The following is a 20,153-nucleotide window of genomic DNA, read 5'->3' on the forward strand; positions in this document are numbered from 1 at the left end:
CGAAGGGGGCGGCAAGAATGCGAGCATCCGCGATGTGCTTACGGTGCAGAGTCTTGGGCGTGGTCGCCGGCAGCGCTCTTGCCGTTGCGGCGGGGGTCCTCGCGCCGTCGCCGATCGCCGGCGCCGGGCCCGCGCCGTGCGCGGCAAGCGGGTCGGCTGCCACAGCCAGCGGCGTGCTGAACGCGGCAAGCGGATTCCTCGACGCTCATCCGGATGCCAACAACGTGCTCGCCGCGGCAATCAGCCGGCCACCGGCCAAAGCGCGGTCGTCGGCAACGCCGGATCAGCTGGCCGCACTCTTCGACGCGCTGTCGAGCTGAGTCATCTGTCTGTCAGGGACCAAGACCTCTACTACTACGCTGACAGCCCGAGGGAATTCAGCAGCGCCCCGCGCTCAACAGCCCTAACCCCCCGAGGCTAGCTTCAGCACCGGAGCCGGGTGGCCCCCGGCCGGGGCGGACCCGCGTCGAGCAGGCGGTCGTAAGCCTCCTCCATCGGGTCCACCCCTTTGACCCGCGCCCGGGCTCCGATGCTGTCCGCCGGATCGGGCTCGTAGTTGGGGTTGTCGTCCAGCGGGAAGATCCAGTCCCACATCTGCGTCACGTACAGCATCGGACGCCCAACCCCGGGCTCGTCGGCCAGGATGCGGACGCGGACTTCGGGCTTGCGCATCTCGGCCACCCGTTCGGCCAGCGGCAGATGGGAGATCTCGCGGTAGCTGGGATAGAGGACGAACGGGTTGGCGCTCAACTGCAACCCGATGATCAGGCCGATCGGGCGCGGCAGCAGCTGCGCGGTGAATTGTGCGCCGCCAGCCCGCGCATTTGTGTTGGCCTTCTCGATCATCGCGATCGCGTCTTCCCATGTCGGGTCGCCGGCATTGGCGACGACGAAGGTAAAGGTCAAAGGCAGTCCGACATCCTCGGCGACGTCGAACATCGTTTGCAGCACCAGCCTGGTAGCCGCCGCCGGGATGTCGGACACGAACTGCAATAGGCGCCCGCCGCCGTCGACCACGCCGCGGGCGATCTCTTCAATCTCTTCACGGGCGGCGCCGTAGCTCGGAATGCGGCGAGTAGACCGCCACGTCGATGTCACGCCTGCCTTTTTCCAGGGCCTCGAGGTATTCGGGGAAGGTTTCCCAAGCCCACGGCAAACCGTCGGCATCACGACACCGGGAATGTCCTCGACGCCGGCCATCACGTCGACCAGCACGTCGTGATCGGATTGGCGGCACGGCGCGAAGCCGACACCGCAATTGCCCATTAACGCGGTGGTCACCCCGTGCGCCGACGACGGGGTCAGGCGCTCCAACCAGATGGACTGGCCGTCGTAGTGGGTGTGCAGCTCGACAAAACCCGAGGTGACCAGCAGCCCGGTCGCGTCGATCTCCCGCGCGGCGCGCTCGCCATCGAGGTGACCGACGGCCGCGATGACGCCGTCTCGCACCGCGACGTCGCCGACGTGCGGCTCGCCTCCGAGCCCGTCGACGATGGCGCCGTGCGAGGCGTCCCGGGAACGGAACTGTTGGTAGGGGTCTGCCCGTCTGGTACCTTTGTGACCGCTGCCATAGTGCAAGTCCATATGCCAAACACCCTGGAGGTAAATCATGCACGACCCAGACGCCACCCAAGCCGCCGTCACCGCGGAGCAGCTGATTTCCGAGACGCTGGTCGAGGAGCTGTCCATCGACGGTATGTGCGGCGTCTACTGATGGCGTTCGACTTGGACGAACGATGGCGTCTGCATCCCCAGGCGGCGTTGCGGCCAGAACCGTTCGGGGCGCTGTTATATCACTTCGGGACCAGAAAGCTTTCCTTCCTGAAAAATCGCGTGATCGTTGACATCGTGCGCTCACTGCCCGAGCATGCGAGCGTCCGCGCAGCGCTGAGCGCGGCCGGGGTTGAGGACCCCGACGCGTACGCGGAAGCGCTGGAAACGCTGGCCGATTCACAGACGTTGGTGCGGATATCGTGACCGCGGTGTTGCCTAACCGGCTCGTGGATCAGTTTGAGCTTGGGCTGGACGCGCCCATTTGCCTTACGTGGGAGCTGACCTACGCCTGCAACCTGTCGTGCGTGCACTGCCTGTCATCGTCGGGGCGACGTGATCCGCGTGAACTCAGCACCGAACAGTGCAAGGCCGTCATCGATGAACTCGAGCGGATGCAGATTTTCTACGTAAACATCGGTGGTGGTGAGCCGACGGTGCGTGGCGATTTCTGGGACCTGGTCGAGTACGCGACCGCGCATCATGTTGGCGTGAAGTTTTCCACCAACGGCGTCCGGATCACTCCGGCGGTGGCGGTGAAGCTGGCCGCCTCGGACTACGTGGACGTGCAGATCTCGCTTGACGGCGCCACCGCAGAGGTCAACGACGCTGTGCGCGGCGAGGGTTCGTTCGCGATGGCCATCCGTGCGTTGGAGAACCTGTCCGCGGCCGGCTTCGGCGACGCCAAAATTTCGGTTGTGGCGACTCGCCACAACATCGACCAGCTCGACGACTTCAAGGCATTGGCGGACGGTTACGGCGCCACACTGCGCATTACCCGGCTGCGCCCGTCGGGACGCGGCGCCGATGTCTGGGAGGACCTGCACCCGAGGGCCGAACAGCAACGCGCGCTCTACGACTGGCTGGTGGCGCACGGTGAAGGAGTGCTGACGGGCGACTCATTTTTCCATCTGGCCGCCTACGGCGCGGCGCTGCCCGGGCTGAATCTGTGCGGCGCCGGACGCGTGGTGTGCCTGATCGATCCGGTCGGTGACGTCTACGCCTGCCCATTCGCCATCCACGAGCAGTTCCTGGCCGGCAACGTCCTGGACGACGGCGGGTTCGCCGCGGTCTGGCGCAGCTCGGAGCTGTTCCGTGAGTTGCGTGCGCCCTCCACCGGCGGGGCATGCGCGAAGTGCGGGCACTTCGATGCTTGCCGCGGTGGCTGCATGGCGGCGAAGTTTTTCACAGGCCTGCCGCTAGACGGCCCGGACCCGGAATGCGTGCGAGGCCTTGGCGAGCCGGCACTCGCCGCCGACCGTGTCGTGCCCAAACCCGGGGCCGACCATTCCCGTCCCATACCGCTGACAGTGGTCACGCGGCCACCGAAACGAGCCTGCGACAGCGATCCGCTGACCGGTCGCGGCTGAGAGGTATTCATCATGGCGAAATCAAGCTGGTTCGAGACCGTTGCGGAGGCTCAGCGTCGTGCGGCAAAAACGCTACCCAAGAGTGTTTACAGCGCTCTGGTTGCGGGATCCGAGCGGGGCACGACTGTCGGGGACAACGTCGCCGCGTTCGCGGAACTAGGGTTCGCGCCGCACGCCGCTGGATTGTCCGGCAAGCGTGACCTGGGCACCACCGTACTGGGACAACCGATCTCGCTGCCGGTGTTCATCTCGCCCACCGGGGTGCAGGCCGTACACCCGGACGGGGAAGTCGCCGTCGCGCGGGCTGCCGCGGCCCGGGGCACGGCGATGAGCCTGAGTTCGTTCGCCAGCAAGTCCATCGAAGAGGTCGCCGCGGCTAACCCGCAGACGTTTTTCCAGATGTACTGGACCGGTGGCCGCGACAAGATGGAGGCCAGGATGGAACGCGCGCGGGCGGCGGGCGCCGTGGGCGTGATCTTGACCTCGGACTGGACATTTTCCAGCGGCCGAGACTGGGGTAGCCCGAAAATCCCGGAAAAGATGGACCTCAAGGCGATGCTGCGGTTAGCTCCGGAATGCATCACCCGGCCGCGGTGGCTACTCCAATTCGCCAAAACCGCCAAGGTTCCCGACCTGACCGCGCCCAACCTAGCCGACGGCGGCGGCCCGGCACCGACGTTCTTCGGCGCCTACGGCGAGTGGATGCAAACGCCGCTGCCGACCTGGGATGACGTCGCGTGGCTGCGCGAACAATGGGGTGGCCCATTCATGCTCAAAGGCGTGATACGTGTCGACGACGCACGCCGCGCCGTCGACGCCGGTGTCACCGCGATCTCGGTGTCCAACCACGGCGGCAACAACCTCGACGGCACCCCGGCTTCGATCCGGGCGCTGCCGGCGATCGCCGACGCGGTCGGCGGCCAGGTCGAAATCGTGTTGGACGGCGGAGTCCGGCGCGGCAGCGATACGGTCAAGGCGCTCGCGCTTGGCGCGCGGGCGACGATGATTGGACGCGCGTACCTTTGGGGACTGGCCGCCGGCGGGCAGGACGGGGTGGAAAATGTGCTCGACATCATGCGCGGCGGTATAGACTCGGCTCTACTGGGTCTCGGTCATTCCTCGGTACACGATCTGAGCCGGAGTGACCTGGTGATACCGCCGGGGTTTCGGCGCGATCTGGGCATGTGATCCGCTCCGACGGCTTTTCGGCTACGTCAGCCACTGCGAACGAACTCCGCGGACCCGGTGCACGGTCTCATCGCGGTCGGTCCGCGGCTGATGACCGTCGGCAGGATCGATCCGTCCACGGCCCATAGGCCGTCGATGCCGTTAACCCGACACTGCAGATCCAGCACTGGCGGAATTCGTCGTCGGTCGTCACCGATAGGCACTTCCGCACAAATGCCGAGAAGTCGACCGCATTGGTGTGCTGCTGCGGGTTTCGGGCACGCATAGTTCGCGCGCTAACCGGGTCCCGATCGCAGCGCCGCGACGTCGGCGGGTCCGCTCTCGCAGGTGCTCGATGCGCGGCAGCACTCGCGGATCGGCTGAAGCAAGCACCACGCGTCCTCGGGCTTACGGGCCGCATCAGCGGGCGGTCGGCGCAGTGCTGCCCGACCGGCAGGCGGGCTGACCATTCCACACCGGCTTTCCGCAATACCTCTTCCTCCCCGATGCCTGAAAGCATCAGCAGGTGCGCACGGCGGGCGCCCGGCCCATCGCCGGACGCAGACATGCCGACCCAGGCCCGGTGCGCACATTATCGACGATGCTCAGCCGGACGGTGGCCGATGCCTTCCCCGTCTCGCCGTTGAGGTCTGCGATCCACGCATACTGGCGTCGCGAGCGGATTGCACCAACAGTGCCGTGTTACTTGAGAAATCCACTGTCCGCTGCACCGGAATGCTACCGCGGTCCCCGTGCGTTGGAGTTGGACTGCGGAAGTCAAGATCGCAGACCGCGGCAAAGTATCCGCCGTCGACCGCGCCGGAACCGCCGACGACGGCGGGCGCGCACCAACCGGACATGTCGATGCGGATGCGAGGTCAGCATCGCCCGATAGCGGCGCACCACGGGACTCGCGATGCTGATCGGCAAGAGGGAATCCGTCGCGGTCAGCCTGGCGAGGCAGGATCGGAAAGGCCAGGGGCCCGTTCGATCACGGTGACATGGCGCGCCGGATCCGGATATCGTCGAGCCGCTCGAGTGCCACGAATGGCAGCAGACTGATCCGATGAGCGCCGTCCTCGACGTGGTCACGCCGACTCAGCCAGTCAACCATGCCGTCGGCGGTTGCCGGCAGTACAACCGCCCGGCGACAGCACCGCGACGCGACTGCCGCCAAGATACGGAAGCGATGATTACACCGGGACTGCAATTGGCTTCGGCAGTGTCCTGGCACTATTGGCCGGCCGCCCTGGGTGCGGGTACTCGGCGACGGGCTGGCCCTGTTGGGCGGCTCACCCATTCGGCTGGCCGGATCTTTGCGGCCATTTTACTGTTCAATTGACGACCAACCCGGCCCGAGACGCCGGCCACTCAAACTACTGCTGCCCCCTCGTGAAACGCGACTTTGCCAAGGCGCTGGTCCGCGGCGGGGCCGATGTCCGATCTGGACCAGGGCCGTGCTCTGGCCCGGCTTGCGGCCGTCGCAGCCACCCCCATCCCAACCGCCGTCGACATCGCTTAATAGAAATGATTCTCATAATCGTCTATATCGGTCGCAAGTGAGAAGTGTTTCGCAGGCATTTCGTAAGTTTTATCGCTACCCGAGGCGGCTGACGTAAAAGTGAGCGCAGAGTAGTGGCTGGTTGCCTCACGTATGGTGAGCGCGTAGGGGCTGCGCTACTTCGCCTTGGCCAATCGGTTGATTGGCGGTTGCAATGCTGCCAGGTCGACGTGACGGGCGGCTAGGCCTTGACATAGGGAACGCTTGAGGTGTAAAAACAATACGGTTACCAGGAACTACGTTTATAAACGTCCGCAAATCGACGTTTGATAGATGAGTTTAATCAAAATGGCCCGGAGTAAGTTGCCGGCCCCGATGGAGACAATCAGAGGTGCAAGGAATGGGAATGAAAACAAGGGCAGGAGTATTAACTGCTCCTCATAAGCCGTTTGAGATCGTTGAGCTGGACGTGGACGATCCTGGTCCAGGTGAGGTCACCGTCAAATATAGTGCCTCTGGACTGTGCCGTACCGACCTGCACCTGGAGGACGGCGAACTGGAGTGCCGGTTTCCGATCGTGGGCGGGCATGAGGGCTCCGGGGTAGTCGAGAAAGTCGGCGCTAACGTCACCAAAGTAAAAGAGGGCGACCATATAATCGCCAGCTGGATTCCTAGCTGTGGCGTCTGTCGCTATTGCTCAACCGGGCATCAGAACCTCTGCGACTGGGGTGCCTACATCCTTGACGGCGTGCTGCCCGATGGCACCACTCGCTTCCACTCCAAGGGAACCGACTTCGGCCAGTTTATGTTGATAGGAACGTTCGCGGAGCGCGCGACGATCTCTGAGCATTCGTTGGTGAAGGTCGACAGCTGGATACCGTTAGAGCCTATTGCATTGATCGGGTGCGGACTGCCCACCGGCTGGGGGTCGTCGGTTAACGTCGGCGAAGTGCGGGTTGGACACACCGCGGTCATCTTCGGCGTCGGTGGAGTGGGCATGAGCGCAGTGCAAGGCGCCGCTATGGCCGGGGCGAAGCATGTAATCGTGATCGAGCCGGTGCAGTTCAAGCGGGACATGGCGGCGAAATTCGGCGCCACCCATACCTTCGATAACTTCGAGGAGGCCTTCGCGAAGGTCAAGGAGTTGACCTGGGGTCAGATGGCCGACCAGGCGATGATCACCGTCGACACCCCCAAAGAGGAAATCATTAGCAACGCGTTTAGCGTGATCGGCAAGGGGGGAACGGTATGTTTGACTTCGCTCGGCCAACCGCACGAGAAAAACATTCACGTTCCGGGCCTCGAATTAACATTGTACGAAAAGAAAATAAAGGGTGGCCTATTCGGCAGTTCTAACCCTCAATGGGATATTCTGCGTATGAGCCGTATGTATGATGCGGGCACGTTGAAGGTCGAAGAGATGGTCACTACCCGATACACCCTGGACCAGCTCAACGACGGTTATCAGGATCTGCGCGACGGCAAGAACATCCGCGGTCTCATCGTCCACGACAACTGAGGCTGAATCCACCGACGGATGATTGTGGCGCGTGTGCCATAACGGCAGAGGTGCCCTTTGATCTAGGAGAGCGAAGCCGCTTACGGCTTCCGAATCGACTAGGTCAAAGGGCACCTGTCCAGTTACTATCCGGGCCGGGTGCTAGTGCCGAGGTCCAGCATCCTGCGAGCACTTCACCCGGCCTGTTCACCCAGATGGGTGGGTGTGGTCGTGTGGTCGCGCCCAGCACCCGCGTCCTGCCATCACCCCTTCGGGAGGAAGTCCCTCCTGGCGGTCGGTGGTGTGCGCTTGATGCAAGCCGACGACTCACGAGAGGTCATCCGACACTGACCGGCCGCTGGGCGCTGACGCAGTTTCTCATCGAGGAACGTCGGTGTCCGAGCCCGAGGTCACACCCACATGCCATCCTGTCCGACATCGGTCCCCGAGGCGAGCCTGACGCCAGCAGCAACTGCTCAACGTACTGGGCGCCATTCCAGACCCTCGTGACCGGCGCGGGGTCCGTTACCCGCTGGCCGGGGTGCTCGCGTTAGCGGTCACAGCTACCTTGGCCGGGTGCCGGTCGTCCGCGGCGATTGGCCAGCGGGGCCGCAAAGACCGCAGCTGAGAAGCTGGTCTCGTTCGGACTCACCAGCGGTGGCGCTCCCGACGAGTCGACGTTGCCCGGGCTGGTTCGACGGTGCCGCGCGACGTCAATGGGGCCACCGTCATCAAGTGCGCAGATGACGACCTCATCGGTGCCGTCGTGATGGCGGACCCACACACGCGGACCCACACACTTTGCCCCAACAGTGTTGCCGGAGTGGAGTATTGACAATGTTCGAAGGTGACCATGGGGGGTATTGTCGGGGACCCGGCGAGTCACCCCGAGCGCGGCGGTGTGCGGCAGGTCGGGCACCTGATGCAACCGGGCGCGTTCCTCGACGAGCATCTGCGCGGGAACCCTGCGCGTGGCCCGATGCACTCGGGTGTTGACCTGCTCGGTGAACGCCGCGCACGCCACCTCGACTTCGGCGAAACTGTCGTAGTGCGCCAGCAAGTTCGTCTCGGCGGGCACGATATCGGCCTTGGGCAGTTTCACGGCGTTTTCCACCCCGCCTTTGGAGGCCGGGTCGGCGGGGCTCACAGGTCAGCACCGACACCCCGTATGTTGGCGGGCATTCAGGGTGACCACGTCGGGGTAGGGGTACCGGCGCTGGGGGTGAGGATGCTTTGGCCGGGTTCGCGCGGCGGCGTGGTGACGATGCTGGGTTGTGCCCAGGGCCATGGTGGTGTGGGTTCGTTTCGGCGATCATCGCGGCGCCGGACGATCGTGCCGGGGTGATCGACTGGCGCAGCGGCGGTTTCGCGCACCTGCGGCCAACACGAGATGACCCCTTCCCGGCTCGCACCGTGATAGACCATCCTGGTGCCTCATGGTCGCCCGAGCACCCGATGATCGTTGTCCGCACCGTCGAGTGGGCCGAGCAGGCCCTGGGCGCAGGCGAGATCGGCTGTCCGCACCTCGGGTGCGGCGGCACCCTCACGCGGTGGGGATACGGCCGCCGCCGGCGCATCCGTAGGCTCGGCGCCCAGATCCTCGACGTGCGCCCAAGGCGGGCGCGATGCACCCGCTCGCCAGCACCCAGATTCTGCTGCCGGCCAAGCGTGCAGCCACGCCTGGCCGACACCACCGAAGTGATCGGCACTGGTCAGAGCACGTTGCCGATGTTCCCAATCAGATTCCGGCAGGCCGTTAGCTTTGCGAATGTTCCCAAAAGTGTTCCCATCGCGCATGAAACGGCCCCCGGAGCCATATCCGGGGGCCGTTTCGCATTAGTAGCGGGGACAGGATTCGAACCTGCGACCTCTGGGTTATGAGCCCAGCGAGCTACCGAGCTGCTCCACCCCGCGACGGGTGAATATCAGGTTACTTCACCGCCTGCGAGGGCACCAAATCGCGCGCTCACCACGCGTAACAGCTGCGCGGGCGTGCACAGACTGACGAATCGTGCGGCGTGTCGACGTACAGACGCGCACGCTCGCCGGTGCAAGTGGGATCACTTGGCGTTGTCGAACTTGGAAATCGCGTCGTCGAGCCGCTGCAACGCCGCTCCATAGGTGGCGAAGTCGCCGCTCTTCTGCGCGTCGCGCGCCGCACTCAAGGCAGACTCAACGTCTTTAAGCGCGGCGGCCTTGGCCGGAGACAGCGTGACGGCCCCGTTCGGCGAAGGGGGCGGAACAGCACCAGCGGCCGCTGGCGGGGGTGGCGAGCCGTCGGCCTGCGGTGCAGCGCTGGGCGGCGGATTCGCGGGTGCGCCCGGCTCGGCCGGCGCAATCCCGGCCGCGGTCGCGCCGGCGCCCGGGCCGAACAGTCCAGTCAGCGCATCGCTCACGGTGGGGCCATAGCCGATTTTGTCGTTGTACATCATCGCCACCCGGATCAACCGCGGATATGATGAGGCGGCATCGCTGGCGCCGGGTGACGCGAAAACGGGTTCGACATACATCAGCCCGCCCCGGGCGACCGGCAGCGTGAGCAAATTGCCCCACTTGATTCGGTTTTGGTTGTCGCGCCCGATCACGCCAAGGTCCTGCGACACCGCCGGGTCGGTGGTGATCGCGTTGTTGGCCAGTTTGGGCCCGTTGACTTGGCCGGGGATGGTCAGGACGGTGATCTTGCCGTAGGTCGCCGGGTCGGAGCTGGCGCTGATGTACGCGGCCAGGTAGTCGCGCTTGAACCTGTTCATCGCGCTGATCAACTGATATGACGCCGAATCATCTCCTTTGGCGATGTTTTTCGCAACGATGTAGTACGGCGGCTGATAGCTGCTTGCGGTTGGGTTCGGGTCAAGCGGGACATCCCAGAAATCTGACGTGGAGAAGAACGTCACCGGGTCGTTGACATGGTATTTGGCCAACAGCATCCGCTGCACCTTGAACAGGTCCTCGGGATAGCGCAGATGGGCAGCCAATTCGGGGGTGATATCGCTCTTGGGCTTGACGGTCCCGGGGAAGACCTTCATCCACGCCTTGAGCACCGGATCGCGCTCGTCCTGCTGGTAAAGCGAAACCGTCCCGTCGTAGGCATCGACGGTGGCCTTCACCGAGTTGCGGATGTAGGACACCTGCTTGTCGGGCACAAGGCGGTTGAACGCGACTTCGGTGGAGTCGGCGGTGGCCGACGACAACGAGGTTAGCTCGGAATACGGGTAATTGTTCAACGTGGTGTAGGCGTCGATGATCCACACCAGCCGCTTGTTGACGATGGCCGGGTAGACGCTGCTGTCGGTGGTCAACCACGGCGCCACCGCCTCAACCCGCTGGGCCGGATCACGGTTGAACAAGATTTTGCTGTTGTTTCCAATCACACTGGAGAACAAGAAGTTTCGCTCGGCGAACTTGGCGGCGAAGACGCTACGCGAGATCCAGCTGCCGATCGGCACGCCGCCGCTTCCGGTGTAGGTGTAGTTCTTGGTTTCGGCGTTGGTCTCGTAGTCGTATTCCCGGTCGGCGCCGTTGCTTCCGACGATCGCGTAGTCGGCGGGCGTGTTGGCGATGACCGGTCCGAAGTAGATCCGCGGCTGGTCCAGCCGGGCCGGACCTTCGGAGACCACCCCGCCGTTGGGGCCGACGACGTTGACCAAAAACTCCGGGTATCCGCCATTTTGGTTGGGATCGTTGGCGATACCGCGCACCGTGTTGGCCGGTGAGGCGATGAAGCCGTTGCCGTGGGTGTAAACGGTGTGCCGGTTGATCCAGTCCCGCTGGTTGTCAATCAGGTGGTCCGGGTTGAGCTCGCGGGCGGCAACGACGTAGTCGCGCAGATGACCGTCGTGGTCGACGTAGCGGTCGATGGAAAGTTGGTCGGGGAAGTAGTAAAAGTTCTTGCCCTGCTCGAATTGTGTGAACGCCGGACTGACGATCGTCGGGTCAAGCAGCCGGATGTTGGAGGTGGTGGCACGGTCGGATGCGACCTGCTCGGCAGTTGCCCGCGCGTCGCCGCTGTAATCGCGGTAGCTCACAACATCGCCGGTGATCCCGTACGCTTGCCGGGTCGCGGTGATGCTTCGGCTGATGTACTCGCGTTCCTTCTGTGCGGCATTGGGTCTGACGCTGATCTGCTCGACGATCAGCGGCCAGCCGGCACCGATGATCAACGACGACAGCAGTAGGAGCACCAGTCCTATCGCCGGAATGCGCAAGTCCCGCAACACGATCGCCGAGAAGACCGCGGCCGCACAGATCAACGCGATCGCCAACAGAATCAGCTTTGCGGGCAACACCGCGTTGATATCGGTGTACCCGGCGCCGGTAAACGGCTTCCCGCCGCGGGTGTGGGATAGCAGCTCATAGCGGTCCAGCCAATAGGCAACTGCCTTGAGTAGCACCAGAGTACCGATCAGGCTGATCAACTGGACACGCGCCGATCGGCTCAGCGCGCCGGTACGCCCGGACAGCCGGATACCACCGAATACATAGTGTGCCACCAGATTTGCTACTAACGCCAAAAACAGCGCCACGAACAAGAAGCTCAGGACGAGCCGGTAGAAAGGCAGGTCGAAAGCGTAGAAGCCGAGGTCCTTGCCGAACTGCGGATCGGCGATGCCGAAGTCGCCGCCGTGCATGAACAGCTGAACGCGCACCCAGTAGGTCTGGGCGACCACCCCGGCGAGCAGCCCGATCGCAACCGGAATCCCCGTTGCGATCACCCGCAACCTAGCCATCACCACGCTGCGATAGCGGGCTACCGGATCATTGCCATTACTCGGAACGAATACTGGCCGCGTGCGGTAGGCCAGTGCCAGGCCGGCGAACACGATGCCGCCGACCAGCAGACCTCCGACCAGGAACAGCACCAGTCGGGTCAGCAGCACGGTGGTGAACACCGATCGGTAGCCCAACTCGCCGAACCAGAGCCAGTCGACGTAGCCGTCGGTCAAGCGCGGACCGATCAGCAGCAGCAAGGTCACCGCCAGCGCGATCGTGATCAGGATCCGGCTGCGCCGAGTCAGCTTCGGCATCCTGGCCGCGGGCCGCATCCCCACTAGCTACGCTCCCTGCTTCATGTCGACTTCTGCCCGTCGGACCTATCACAACTGTACGCACTGCGAGCAGGTGGGGGACGCACTGTCAGCAGCGGGGCGGCTGGCCGCCGGAGGTGACGGCGTGCAGCGCATTGACCGCGTCGTCGAGCTTGGCAACCTTCACCAACTGCAGCCCGGACAGCTTTGCCGAGGTTGCTTCGGAGCAGTTTTCGGCCGGCACCAAAAACACGGTAGCGCCGGCGGACCGGGCGGCAGTCATCTTGTGCACGATGCCGCCGATACGACCCACGGCGCCGTCGGCTGTGATCGTGCCGGTGCCCGCGACGAACTTCGAGCCGGCCAGATTGCCGGTGGTGACTTTGTCGACGACGGCCAGGCTGAACATTAAGCCCGCCGAGGGCCCGCCCACGTTGGCCAGGTTGAAATCGATCACGAACGGCGCCCAGGGGGCATCCATCACCGAGACGCCCGCGAAGCCGTAATCGCGACCCTTATGGCTGCCCAACGTGATGTGAGCGACGCCGGCGGGCGCATTCTTGCGGCGAAAGTCGACCGCGACCGACTGGCCGGGTTTGGTGTGCTTCAAAAACGACGTGAACCGCTCGACGTTGGCGACCGGCGTGCCGTTGACCGCTTGAACGGCGTCACCTGCCTGCAGCTTGCCCGCCGAAGGCCCGGGATCGCTGACCGCCACGACAGTGATGGCCTGCGGGTACTTCAGATATCCCAGGGCCGCGAACTCGGCGTTGTGCTCGGACTCTTTGAAATCGGCGTCGTTGTCCTTGTCGATTTCCTCCCGCGACTTGCCCGGCGGGTAGATCAAGTCCCGTGGCATCAGCTGCTCCTGCCCGGAAAGCCACAGTGTGACCGCCTCCGCCAGGCTCAGATCGTCGCGCTGGGACACCGTGGTCATGTCCAGGTGACCGGACGTCGGGTGCGTCGGCGTGCCTTTGATGTCGACGACCTGCTTACCGTCGACCTCGCCGAGCGTGTCGAACGCGGGGCCCGGGCCAAGCGACACAAAAGGCACCGTCACCACTGCCAGCAGCACACCGAAGACCACGATCGGCACCAGCGCCACGATCAGCGTCAGAATCCGCCTGTTCACCTGGCTAACACTAGACGGACTGGTCAGCGGCAATAGGACGTCGGTTCACTGTAGGCGTGACGGCGCATCGCGCGTCCTGCGCCGCGGGTGAGTACCGTTGAGGGCATGGCTGACCCGCCCTTCGGCTTCTCCGGCGGAGATGACCCCGACCGCGACAAGCGCCGGGACCAAGGTCCCCAGGACCCCGACTCCGGCTCGCAATCAGCCGACCCGTTTGGTCTGGGCGGCCTCGGCGGCGAATTCAACGTGGCCGACCTCGGCCAGATCTTCACCCGTCTCGGCCAGATGTTCAGTGGCGCCGGCTCCGCCATGGCCGGTGGCCAAGCCTCCGGGCCGGTCAACTACGAGCTGGCCCGGCAGCTGGCATCGAGTTCGATCGGGTTCGTGGCGCCGATCCCGGCCACCACCAGCCGGGCGATCAGCGACGCCGTCCACCTCGCCGACACCTGGCTCGACGGGGTGACCGCGCTGCCGGCCGGGGCCAGCAAGGCCGTCGCGTGGACCCCCACCGATTGGGTGGAGGGCACCCTGCAGACGTGGAAGCGGCTGTGCGATCCGATGGCCCAGCAGATCGCGACGGTGTGGGCCGAGTCGCTACCCGACGAGGCCAAGAACATGGCCGGTCCGCTGCTGTCGGTGATGTCGCAGATGGGCGGCATGGCATTCGGCTCGCAGCTGGGCCAGGCGCTGGCCCGGTTGTCCCGCGAAGTCTTGACATCGACCGATATCGGTTTGCCGTTGGGGCCCAAGGGAATTGCAGCGCTGCTGCCGGAGGCCATCGAAGCTTTTGCCGCCGGGCTTGAGCAGTCGCGCAGCGAGGTTGTCACCTTCCTGGCGGCTCGCGAGGCCGCCCACCACCGGCTGTTCAGTCATGTGCCGTGGTTGGCCAGCCAGCTGCTCGGCGCCGTCGAGGCCTACGCCAGAGGAATGAAGATCGACATGCAGGGCATCGAGGAGTTGGCCCGCGGGTTCAACCCGGCGTCGTTGAACGATCCCGCCGCCATGGAACGGCTGTTGCCCCAGGGCGTGTTCGAGCCCAAGGCCACGCCGGAGCAGACCCACGCACTGGAGCGCCTCGAGACGCTGCTGGCGCTGATCGAGGGCTGGGTGCAAACGGTGGTGACCGCGGCGCTGGACGATCGCATCCCCGGCGCGGCCGCTCTCGCTGAGACGCTGCGCCGCCGCCGGGCCACTGGCGGCCCGGCCGAGCAGACCTTCGCCACGCTGGTCGGGCTCGAGTTGCGGCCACGCAAGCTGCGGGAGGCCGCAGCGCTCTGGGACCGGCTGACCCAGGCCACCGGTTTCGACGCCCGCGACGCGGTTTGGCAGCACCCCGATCTGCTGCCGGCGACGGAGGATCTCGATGACCCGGCCGCGTTTATCGACCGGGTCATCGGCGGCGACACCAGCGGAATCGATGAGGCGATCGCCGAGTTCGAGCGGGGCGCAGATGCCGACCCCGGCGATCCCGGCGGCGACGCCGGCTCTGTGGATAGCTGACCCGGCGCTTCCGCCCGGCCGTGGCACAGTGCGTGGATGGCGCAGTCCACACCGTTGTTTGCGCTGGATCCCGCCCTGCCGGTGCTGGTGCGCCCCGACGGCGCCGTCCAGGTGGGGTGGAGTCCACGTCGCGCCGTGCTGATCCGCCCGCCACGGGGCTTTACGTCCGCGGGACTGGCCGCACTGCTGCGGACGATGCGTTCGCCGGTACCGATGAGCGAGCTGCGACGCCAAGCGGACCGGCAGGACGGCGCGGCCGGCGCTGAGCTGGAGGGGTTGGTCGCGCAGCTGATAGCGGCCGGCGTCGCCACGCGTGGACCCCAGCAGCGGCCCGTCCGGTCGGCGTCGATCCGCGTGCACGGACGCGGCCCGCTGTCAGAACTGCTGATCGACTCGCTGCGCTGTTCGGGTGCCCGGGTCAAGCAGAGCAGCCAACCGCATGCCGCGGTGAGCGCCGCCGAAGCCGACCTGGTGGTGTTGTCGGACAACCTGGTCGCAGAACCGCGGATGCTGCGTGACCTGCACAGTCAGGGCGTCGCGCACCTCGCAGTCCGAGTGCGCGACGGCGTCGGCCTGGTCGGCCCCCTGGTGATCCCCGGTGTCACCAGCTGTTTGCGGTGTGCCGATCTGCATCGGCGGGACCGCGACGCGGCGTGGCCTGCCGTCGCCGCGCAGCTTCGCGACACCGTCGGCGTGGCCGACCGCGCGACCCTGCTGGCCACGGCAGCGTTGGCGCTCAGCCAGGTCAACCGGGTGATCGGCGCGGTGCGTGGATCGGACGCTGATCGTGGGCCGCCGCCGGCCTTGAACGCCACGCTGGAGTTCGACGTTCATGCCGGCTCGATCGTGGCGCGGCACTGGGCCAGGCATCCACTGTGTCCATGTTGAACAATCGGTTGTTTTCACATCGATGCGGGCACGCATCGGCCGGTCATGGATGATGGTTGACGTGGCAGACATTAAACGCGGAAGCGCTGCGCGCAACGCGAAGCTGGCCAGCATCCCGGTCGGCTTCGCCGGCCGGGCAGCGTTGGGGTTCGGCAAGCGGCTGACCGGCAAGTCGCGAGACGCGGTCAACGCCGAGTTGATGGAGAAAGCAGCCAATCAGCTGTTCACCGTCCTCGGCGAACTCAAGGGCGGCGCGATGAAGGTCGGCCAGGCGCTGTCGGTGATGGAGGCCGCGATCCCCGACGAGTTCGGCGAACCATACCGGGAGGCGCTGACGAAACTGCAGAAGGACGCGCCGCCGCTGCCCGCCGCGAAAGTTCACCGGGTGCTCGACGCCCAGCTCGGCACCAAGTGGCGCCAACGCTTCTCCGACTTCAACGACACACCGGTGGCATCCGCCAGCATCGGGCAGGTGCATAAAGCGCTGTGGTCGGACGGGCGCGAGGTTGCCGTAAAAATCCAGTATCCGGGTGCCGACGAGGCACTGCGGGCCGACCTGAAGACCATGAAACGCATGGTCGGAGTGGTCAAACAACTTGCCCCGGGTGCCGACGTGCAAGGTGTGGTCGACGAGCTGATCGAGCGCACCGAGATGGAGCTGGACTATCGGCTGGAGGCCGACAACCAGCGCGCATTCGCCAAGGCGTATCAGGGCCACCCGCGCTTCCTGGTCCCGCACATCGTGGCGAGCGCGCCCAAAGTTGTGATTCAAGAATGGATCGACGGCACGCCGATGGCGGAAATCATCCGCAACGGCACCGTCGAACAACGCGACCTGATGGGTGTTCGGCTGCTCGAGCTAACCTTCGACGCGCCGCGCCGGCTGGAAATGCTGCACGGCGACGCCCACCCCGGCAACTTCATGTTGCTGCCGGACGGCCGGATGGGCGTGATCGACTTCGGCGCGGTGGCACCGCTTCCCGGTGGATTTCCGCTCGAGCTCGGGATGGCGATCCGGCTGGCGAAGGAAAAGAATTACGACCTGCTACTGCCCACGATGGAGAAAATCGGCTTCCTTCAAAAGGGCCAGCAGGTGTCGGTGCGTGACATCGACGACATGCTGCGTCAGTACGTGGAACCCATCGAGGCCGAGGTCTTCCACTACACCCGCAAATGGCTACAGAAGATGGCGACAAGCCACATCGATCGGTCGGTGTCGCAGATCAAAACCGCTCGTCAGATGGACTTGCCACCGAAGCTGGCAATCCCCATGCGCGTGATCGCGTCGGTGGCCGCGATTGAGTGCCAGCTCGACGCGCACGTTCCGATCAAGGCGTTGTCGGAGGAGCTGATTCCCGGCTTCGCCGAACCCGACGCGGCGGTCGTCTAACCTCTTCACCGCGACGGTGCAACTACCGACGCTGCCTCTCGGAAAACACGTCGCTACTTGCGCTTTCGCGGCCCTAGGCGGCGACCGGATCCTTACGCGGACGTCCGCGCGGCCGCTTGCGGTTCACGATGCTGCCACGGTCGAGGATCTCCCCACCCCACACGCCCCACGGCTCGCCGCGTTGCAATGCCGCCGCCAGGCACTGGCTTCGAATCGGGCAGTCCGCGCATAATGCCTTGGCGCGCTCCAGATCAGCCGGGTTGTCAGCGAACCACAGGTCGGGATCGCCGAGGTGGCAAGGCAACTCCGGCTGCTGCCCGTCGGGGACTATCGGTGTCGACATATCCGGTTCACCTGCTTCCTGGTCTAGTGGTTTTGCGGGGATCCGGACCAGGGGACGAGGCGCTCGAAGAAAAACTGCGGCCACGGATCCTTTGACTTCGGGTCCGTGGCCGTTTGGCGGGATAGTGGGCGGTTACCTAGGCAGAGCCCCGATCCACGGACACTTGTGTCGCGGCGGCGTTACGGCGCTTGCGCGCGGCAGCCAAGGCGGCGGCATGGGCAGCATGGTGGGAGCCGCTGGGGCCAGCCGAAACGACCGGGTGTACACCGAATGCGCTCATGCCGATCATCGTGGCTCCCTCCTCTCGTCAAAGTAGCTGCCGGAGCGTGACTATCGCGGTTCGAGGTTAAATCGTAACAGCCTGACCCGGCAACCGATTTTCTGACCTGGGTGTTTGGCTAGACGCGGCTGCGAACCAGCTCCAATACGTCCGGACCGAACTGCTCCAGCTTGCGAGCGCCGATACCCGGGATCGCGACCAACGCGGCGTCGTCGGTGGGCAGTAGCTCGGCGATCGCGATCAGTGTGTTGTCTGTGAACACAACATATGCGGGCACTTTCATCTCCTTGGCGGTGCGCAGCCGCCAATCTTTGAGCGCTAGCAGCAGCTCGTCGTCGATGTCAGCGGCGCAGGTTTCGCAGCGGCGCAGCATGATCGCCGCCGGCGTGGTCAGCTGGTTGTTGCAGATGCGGCAGTTCGACGTTGTGCCGCGGCTACGCCGTGGCCGGTTCGGGTTGCGGTCGGACTGAGTCTGCGGGTCAAGACCGTTGAGGAACCTGGACGGCTTGCGTGTCTGGCGACCACCCGGGTTGCGGGACAACGACCAGCTGAGCGCCAAATGCGTTCGGGCCCTGGTGATTCCGACGTAGAGCAGTCGACGCTCTTCTTCGACAGCTTCGCTTTCGGCGCCGTGGGCCAATGCATGCGAGATCGGCAGCGTGCCATCGGTCAGGCCGACCAGGAAAACCGCATCCCACTCCAGCCCTTTGGCGGCGTGCAGGGAGGCCAGCGTGACACCCTGCGCAGGCGGCGGGTGACGCGCGTCGGCGCGGGCGCGCAGTTCGGTCAGTAGATCGGGCAGGTCCAGCTGCTGGCGGTGCGCCACCTCTTCGTCGACCAGCTCGGCCAACGCCGAAAGCGCCTCCCACCGCTCTTGGGCCCGGGTTCCGGTCGGCGGTTCGGCCGTCAAACCGAGCGGTTCGAGCAGCCCCCGCACAATGTCGGGTAGCGGGGCGTCGGCTTCGGCGCCGCGGTTGGCGGCCCGTTGTAGGACCAGCAGGGCCTGGCGGATCTCTTGGCGGCTGAAAAAGCCCTCCCCGCCGCGGACCTGATAGGCAATACCGGCTTCGGTCAGCGCTTCTTCGTAAACCTCGGACTGCGCGTTGATCCGGTACAGCACGGCGATCTCGGCCGGCGGCGTGCCGGACTCGACGAGCCGGGATGTCGACGCCGCCACCGCCGCGGCTTCGGCGACTTCGTCGGAATGTTCACCAAACGTCGGGACCGGTCCCGGGTCACGCTGGCCGACCAGCTGCAGCTTGCTGCCGGCCACCCGGCCGCGGGCGGCGGCGATCACCCGGTTGGCCAGCGACACCACCTGCGGGGTCGATCGGTAGTCCCGTTCGAGGCGCACCACCGTCGCCTCCGGAAACCGCCGCGAGAAGTCGAGCAGGTACCGCGGTGAGGCCCCGGTGAACGAGTAGATGGTTTGGTTGGCGTCGCCGACCACGGTCAGGTCGTCGCGATCCCCCAGCCACGCCGACAGCACCCGCTGCTGCAGCGGCGTCACGTCCTGGTATTCGTCGACCACGAAGCAGCGGTAGCGGTCGCGGAACTCCTCGGCGATCGCGGCGTCGTCTTCGATCGCGGCCGCGGTGTGCAGCAACAGGTCGTCGAAGTCGAGCAGCGCGACGTCTTGGACACCACCGCCGCGGGATTTCAGCGACTCGTAGGCGGCATACACCGTGGCGACCTTTGCGGCGTCCAACGGAATGTCGCGGCCGGCGGCAGCGACCGCGTCGGGATACTGCTCGGGGGAGATCAGCGACGCCTTGGCCCACTCGATTTCGCCGGCCACGTCGCGCACGTCGTCGGTGCTCAGCTGCAACCGGGCGCTGCTTGCGCCGCGGGCGACGACGGCGAACTTGCTCTCCAGCAATTCCCAGCGGGTGTCACCGACGACTCGCGGCCAGAAGTACCGCAGCTGCCGGTGGGCCGCCGCGTGAAACGTCAAAGCCTGCACCGCGCCGACACCGGTTTGCGCCGCGGCACCCAATGCCCGCAGCCGGGACCGCATCTCTCCGGCTGCCCGCTGGGTGAACGTCACCGCCAACACCTGGCCCGCGGCCACATGGCCGGCGGCGACGAGCGCCGCGATGCGGTGGGTGATGGTCCGGGTCTTCCCGGTTCCCGCCCCGGCCAGCACGCAGACCGGCCCGCGCGGAGCCAACACCGCCTCGCGCTGCTCGTCGTCGAGGTCGGCAATCAGTGGGACTAAGGAGTCCGCGATCACCGGCATGGCGTCCATCTTGGCAGGGGTCGCCGACAAACCCCGCCCAACCCCACGCCG

The 20,153-nt window shown here is 65.5% G+C and carries 15 protein-coding genes, 1 tRNA gene and 2 pseudogenes; 10 read left to right on the plus strand and 8 right to left on the minus strand.

Annotation, left to right across the window (positions count from 1 at the left end; genetic code table 11):
* Positions 1–59: 59 nt before the first annotated feature.
* Positions 60–320, plus strand: a complete 261-nt coding sequence (locus M5I08_RS21180; RefSeq protein WP_249763422.1) for a hemophore-related protein — start codon at positions 60–62, stop codon at positions 318–320.
* Between the two features lie 145 nt (positions 321–465).
* Here the strand turns inward: M5I08_RS21180 and M5I08_RS21185 are convergent.
* Positions 466–1,494 (minus strand): annotated as a pseudogene (locus M5I08_RS21185) (amidohydrolase family protein); the annotation flags it as partial.
* A gap of 115 nt (positions 1,495–1,609) precedes the next feature.
* On the opposite strand from M5I08_RS21185, the gene mftA reads away from it, so the two are divergent.
* Genes mftA through mftD form a run of 4 tightly spaced genes read left to right on the plus strand, consistent with a single transcriptional unit; the run spans position 1,610 to position 4,328 of the window.
* Positions 1,610–1,714 carry a mycofactocin precursor MftA gene (mftA, locus tag M5I08_RS21190; protein ID WP_219067856.1) on the plus strand — a complete coding sequence of 35 codons (105 nt, stop codon included), beginning with the start codon at positions 1,610–1,612 and terminating at the stop codon, positions 1,712–1,714.
* Complete coding sequence (gene mftB / locus M5I08_RS21195; protein ID WP_219067855.1) at positions 1,714–1,977, plus strand: mycofactocin biosynthesis chaperone MftB; 264 nt, start codon at positions 1,714–1,716, stop codon at positions 1,975–1,977. The genes mftA and mftB overlap by 1 nt, the downstream gene beginning before the upstream one ends.
* 5 nt (positions 1,978–1,982) lie before the next feature.
* On the plus strand, positions 1,983–3,140 hold the full coding sequence (mftC, locus tag M5I08_RS21200; protein ID WP_370328665.1) for a mycofactocin radical SAM maturase: 1,158 nt from the start codon (positions 1,983–1,985) through the stop codon (positions 3,138–3,140).
* Positions 3,141–3,152: 12 nt separating this feature from the next.
* Positions 3,153–4,328 carry a pre-mycofactocin synthase MftD gene (gene mftD / locus M5I08_RS21205; RefSeq protein ID WP_219067853.1) on the plus strand — a complete coding sequence of 392 codons (1,176 nt, stop codon included), beginning with the start codon at positions 3,153–3,155 and terminating at the stop codon, positions 4,326–4,328.
* Positions 4,329–4,354: 26 nt separating this feature from the next.
* Here the strand turns inward: mftD and M5I08_RS21210 are convergent, their stop codons facing one another.
* Positions 4,355–4,531 carry a GMC oxidoreductase gene (locus M5I08_RS21210; protein ID WP_370328521.1) on the minus strand — a complete coding sequence of 59 codons (177 nt, stop codon included), beginning with the start codon at positions 4,529–4,531 and terminating at the stop codon, positions 4,355–4,357.
* Between the two features lie 767 nt (positions 4,532–5,298).
* On the minus strand, positions 5,299–5,421 hold the full coding sequence (locus M5I08_RS26260) for a hypothetical protein (protein WP_255564707.1): 123 nt from the start codon (positions 5,419–5,421) through the stop codon (positions 5,299–5,301).
* A gap of 793 nt (positions 5,422–6,214) precedes the next feature.
* Between M5I08_RS26260 and M5I08_RS21215 the strand changes: the two genes are divergently transcribed.
* On the plus strand, positions 6,215–7,327 hold the full coding sequence (locus tag M5I08_RS21215; RefSeq protein ID WP_219067899.1) for an NDMA-dependent alcohol dehydrogenase: 1,113 nt from the start codon (positions 6,215–6,217) through the stop codon (positions 7,325–7,327).
* A 511-nt stretch (positions 7,328–7,838) separates the two neighbouring features.
* Complete coding sequence (locus M5I08_RS27080) at positions 7,839–7,934, plus strand: hypothetical protein (RefSeq protein WP_370328666.1); 96 nt, start codon at positions 7,839–7,841, stop codon at positions 7,932–7,934.
* A gap of 1,212 nt (positions 7,935–9,146) precedes the next feature.
* Here the strand turns inward: M5I08_RS27080 and M5I08_RS21225 are convergent.
* From M5I08_RS21225 to M5I08_RS21235, 3 genes are all read right to left on the minus strand, one after another.
* Positions 9,147–9,220 (minus strand) — tRNA-Met (locus tag M5I08_RS21225).
* 146 nt (positions 9,221–9,366) lie between these two features.
* On the minus strand, positions 9,367–12,354 hold the full coding sequence (locus tag M5I08_RS21230) for a UPF0182 family protein (protein WP_219067852.1): 2,988 nt from the start codon (positions 12,352–12,354) through the stop codon (positions 9,367–9,369).
* An 85-nt stretch (positions 12,355–12,439) separates the two neighbouring features.
* Positions 12,440–13,462 (minus strand): YlbL family protein, encoded by a 1,023-nt coding sequence (locus M5I08_RS21235; RefSeq protein ID WP_219067851.1) that lies wholly within the window; start codon positions 13,460–13,462, stop codon positions 12,440–12,442.
* 87 nt (positions 13,463–13,549) lie between these two features.
* Between M5I08_RS21235 and M5I08_RS21240 the strand changes: the two genes are divergently transcribed.
* The 3 genes and pseudogenes from M5I08_RS21240 (at position 13,550) to M5I08_RS21250 (ending at position 17,240) form a co-directional block, all read left to right on the plus strand.
* Complete coding sequence (locus tag M5I08_RS21240) at positions 13,550–14,962, plus strand: zinc-dependent metalloprotease (protein ID WP_219067850.1); 1,413 nt, start codon at positions 13,550–13,552, stop codon at positions 14,960–14,962.
* 36 nt (positions 14,963–14,998) lie between these two features.
* On the plus strand, positions 14,999–15,850 hold the full coding sequence (locus M5I08_RS21245; protein WP_219067849.1) for a cyclodehydratase: 852 nt from the start codon (positions 14,999–15,001) through the stop codon (positions 15,848–15,850).
* A 45-nt stretch (positions 15,851–15,895) separates the two neighbouring features.
* Positions 15,896–17,240: pseudogene (locus tag M5I08_RS21250) on the plus strand (macrolide-binding ATPase MABP-1).
* 73 nt (positions 17,241–17,313) lie between these two features.
* Here M5I08_RS21250 and M5I08_RS21255 read toward each other — a convergent pair.
* Positions 17,314–17,583 carry a WhiB family transcriptional regulator gene (locus M5I08_RS21255; protein WP_219067847.1) on the minus strand — a complete coding sequence of 90 codons (270 nt, stop codon included), beginning with the start codon at positions 17,581–17,583 and terminating at the stop codon, positions 17,314–17,316.
* A 398-nt stretch (positions 17,584–17,981) separates the two neighbouring features.
* Positions 17,982–20,102 (minus strand): ATP-dependent DNA helicase UvrD2, encoded by a 2,121-nt coding sequence (locus M5I08_RS21260; protein WP_219067897.1) that lies wholly within the window; start codon positions 20,100–20,102, stop codon positions 17,982–17,984.
* Positions 20,103–20,153 lie beyond the last annotated feature (51 nt).

This window comes from Candidatus Mycobacterium methanotrophicum, from assembly GCF_023515995.1.
In the GTDB taxonomy this organism is placed as follows: Bacteria; Actinomycetota; Actinomycetes; order Mycobacteriales; family Mycobacteriaceae; genus Mycobacterium; species Mycobacterium methanotrophicum.

Coding starts and splice junctions, on each gene's coding strand:
- mftA (WP_219067856.1), top strand. CDS start 1,610: ATGCACGACCCAGACGCCACCCAAGCCGCCGTCACCGCGGAGCAGCTG.
- mftB (WP_219067855.1), top strand. CDS start 1,714: ATGGCGTTCGACTTGGACGAACGATGGCGTCTGCATCCCCAGGCGGCG.
- mftD (WP_219067853.1), top strand. CDS start 3,153: ATGGCGAAATCAAGCTGGTTCGAGACCGTTGCGGAGGCTCAGCGTCGT.
- M5I08_RS26260 (WP_255564707.1), bottom strand. CDS start 5,421: ATGGTTGACTGGCTGAGTCGGCGTGACCACGTCGAGGACGGCGCTCAT.
- M5I08_RS21215 (WP_219067899.1), top strand. CDS start 6,215: ATGAAAACAAGGGCAGGAGTATTAACTGCTCCTCATAAGCCGTTTGAG.
- M5I08_RS21245 (WP_219067849.1), top strand. CDS start 14,999: ATGGCGCAGTCCACACCGTTGTTTGCGCTGGATCCCGCCCTGCCGGTG.
- M5I08_RS21255 (WP_219067847.1), bottom strand. CDS start 17,583: ATGTCGACACCGATAGTCCCCGACGGGCAGCAGCCGGAGTTGCCTTGC.
- M5I08_RS21260 (WP_219067897.1), bottom strand. CDS start 20,102: ATGCCGGTGATCGCGGACTCCTTAGTCCCACTGATTGCCGACCTCGAC.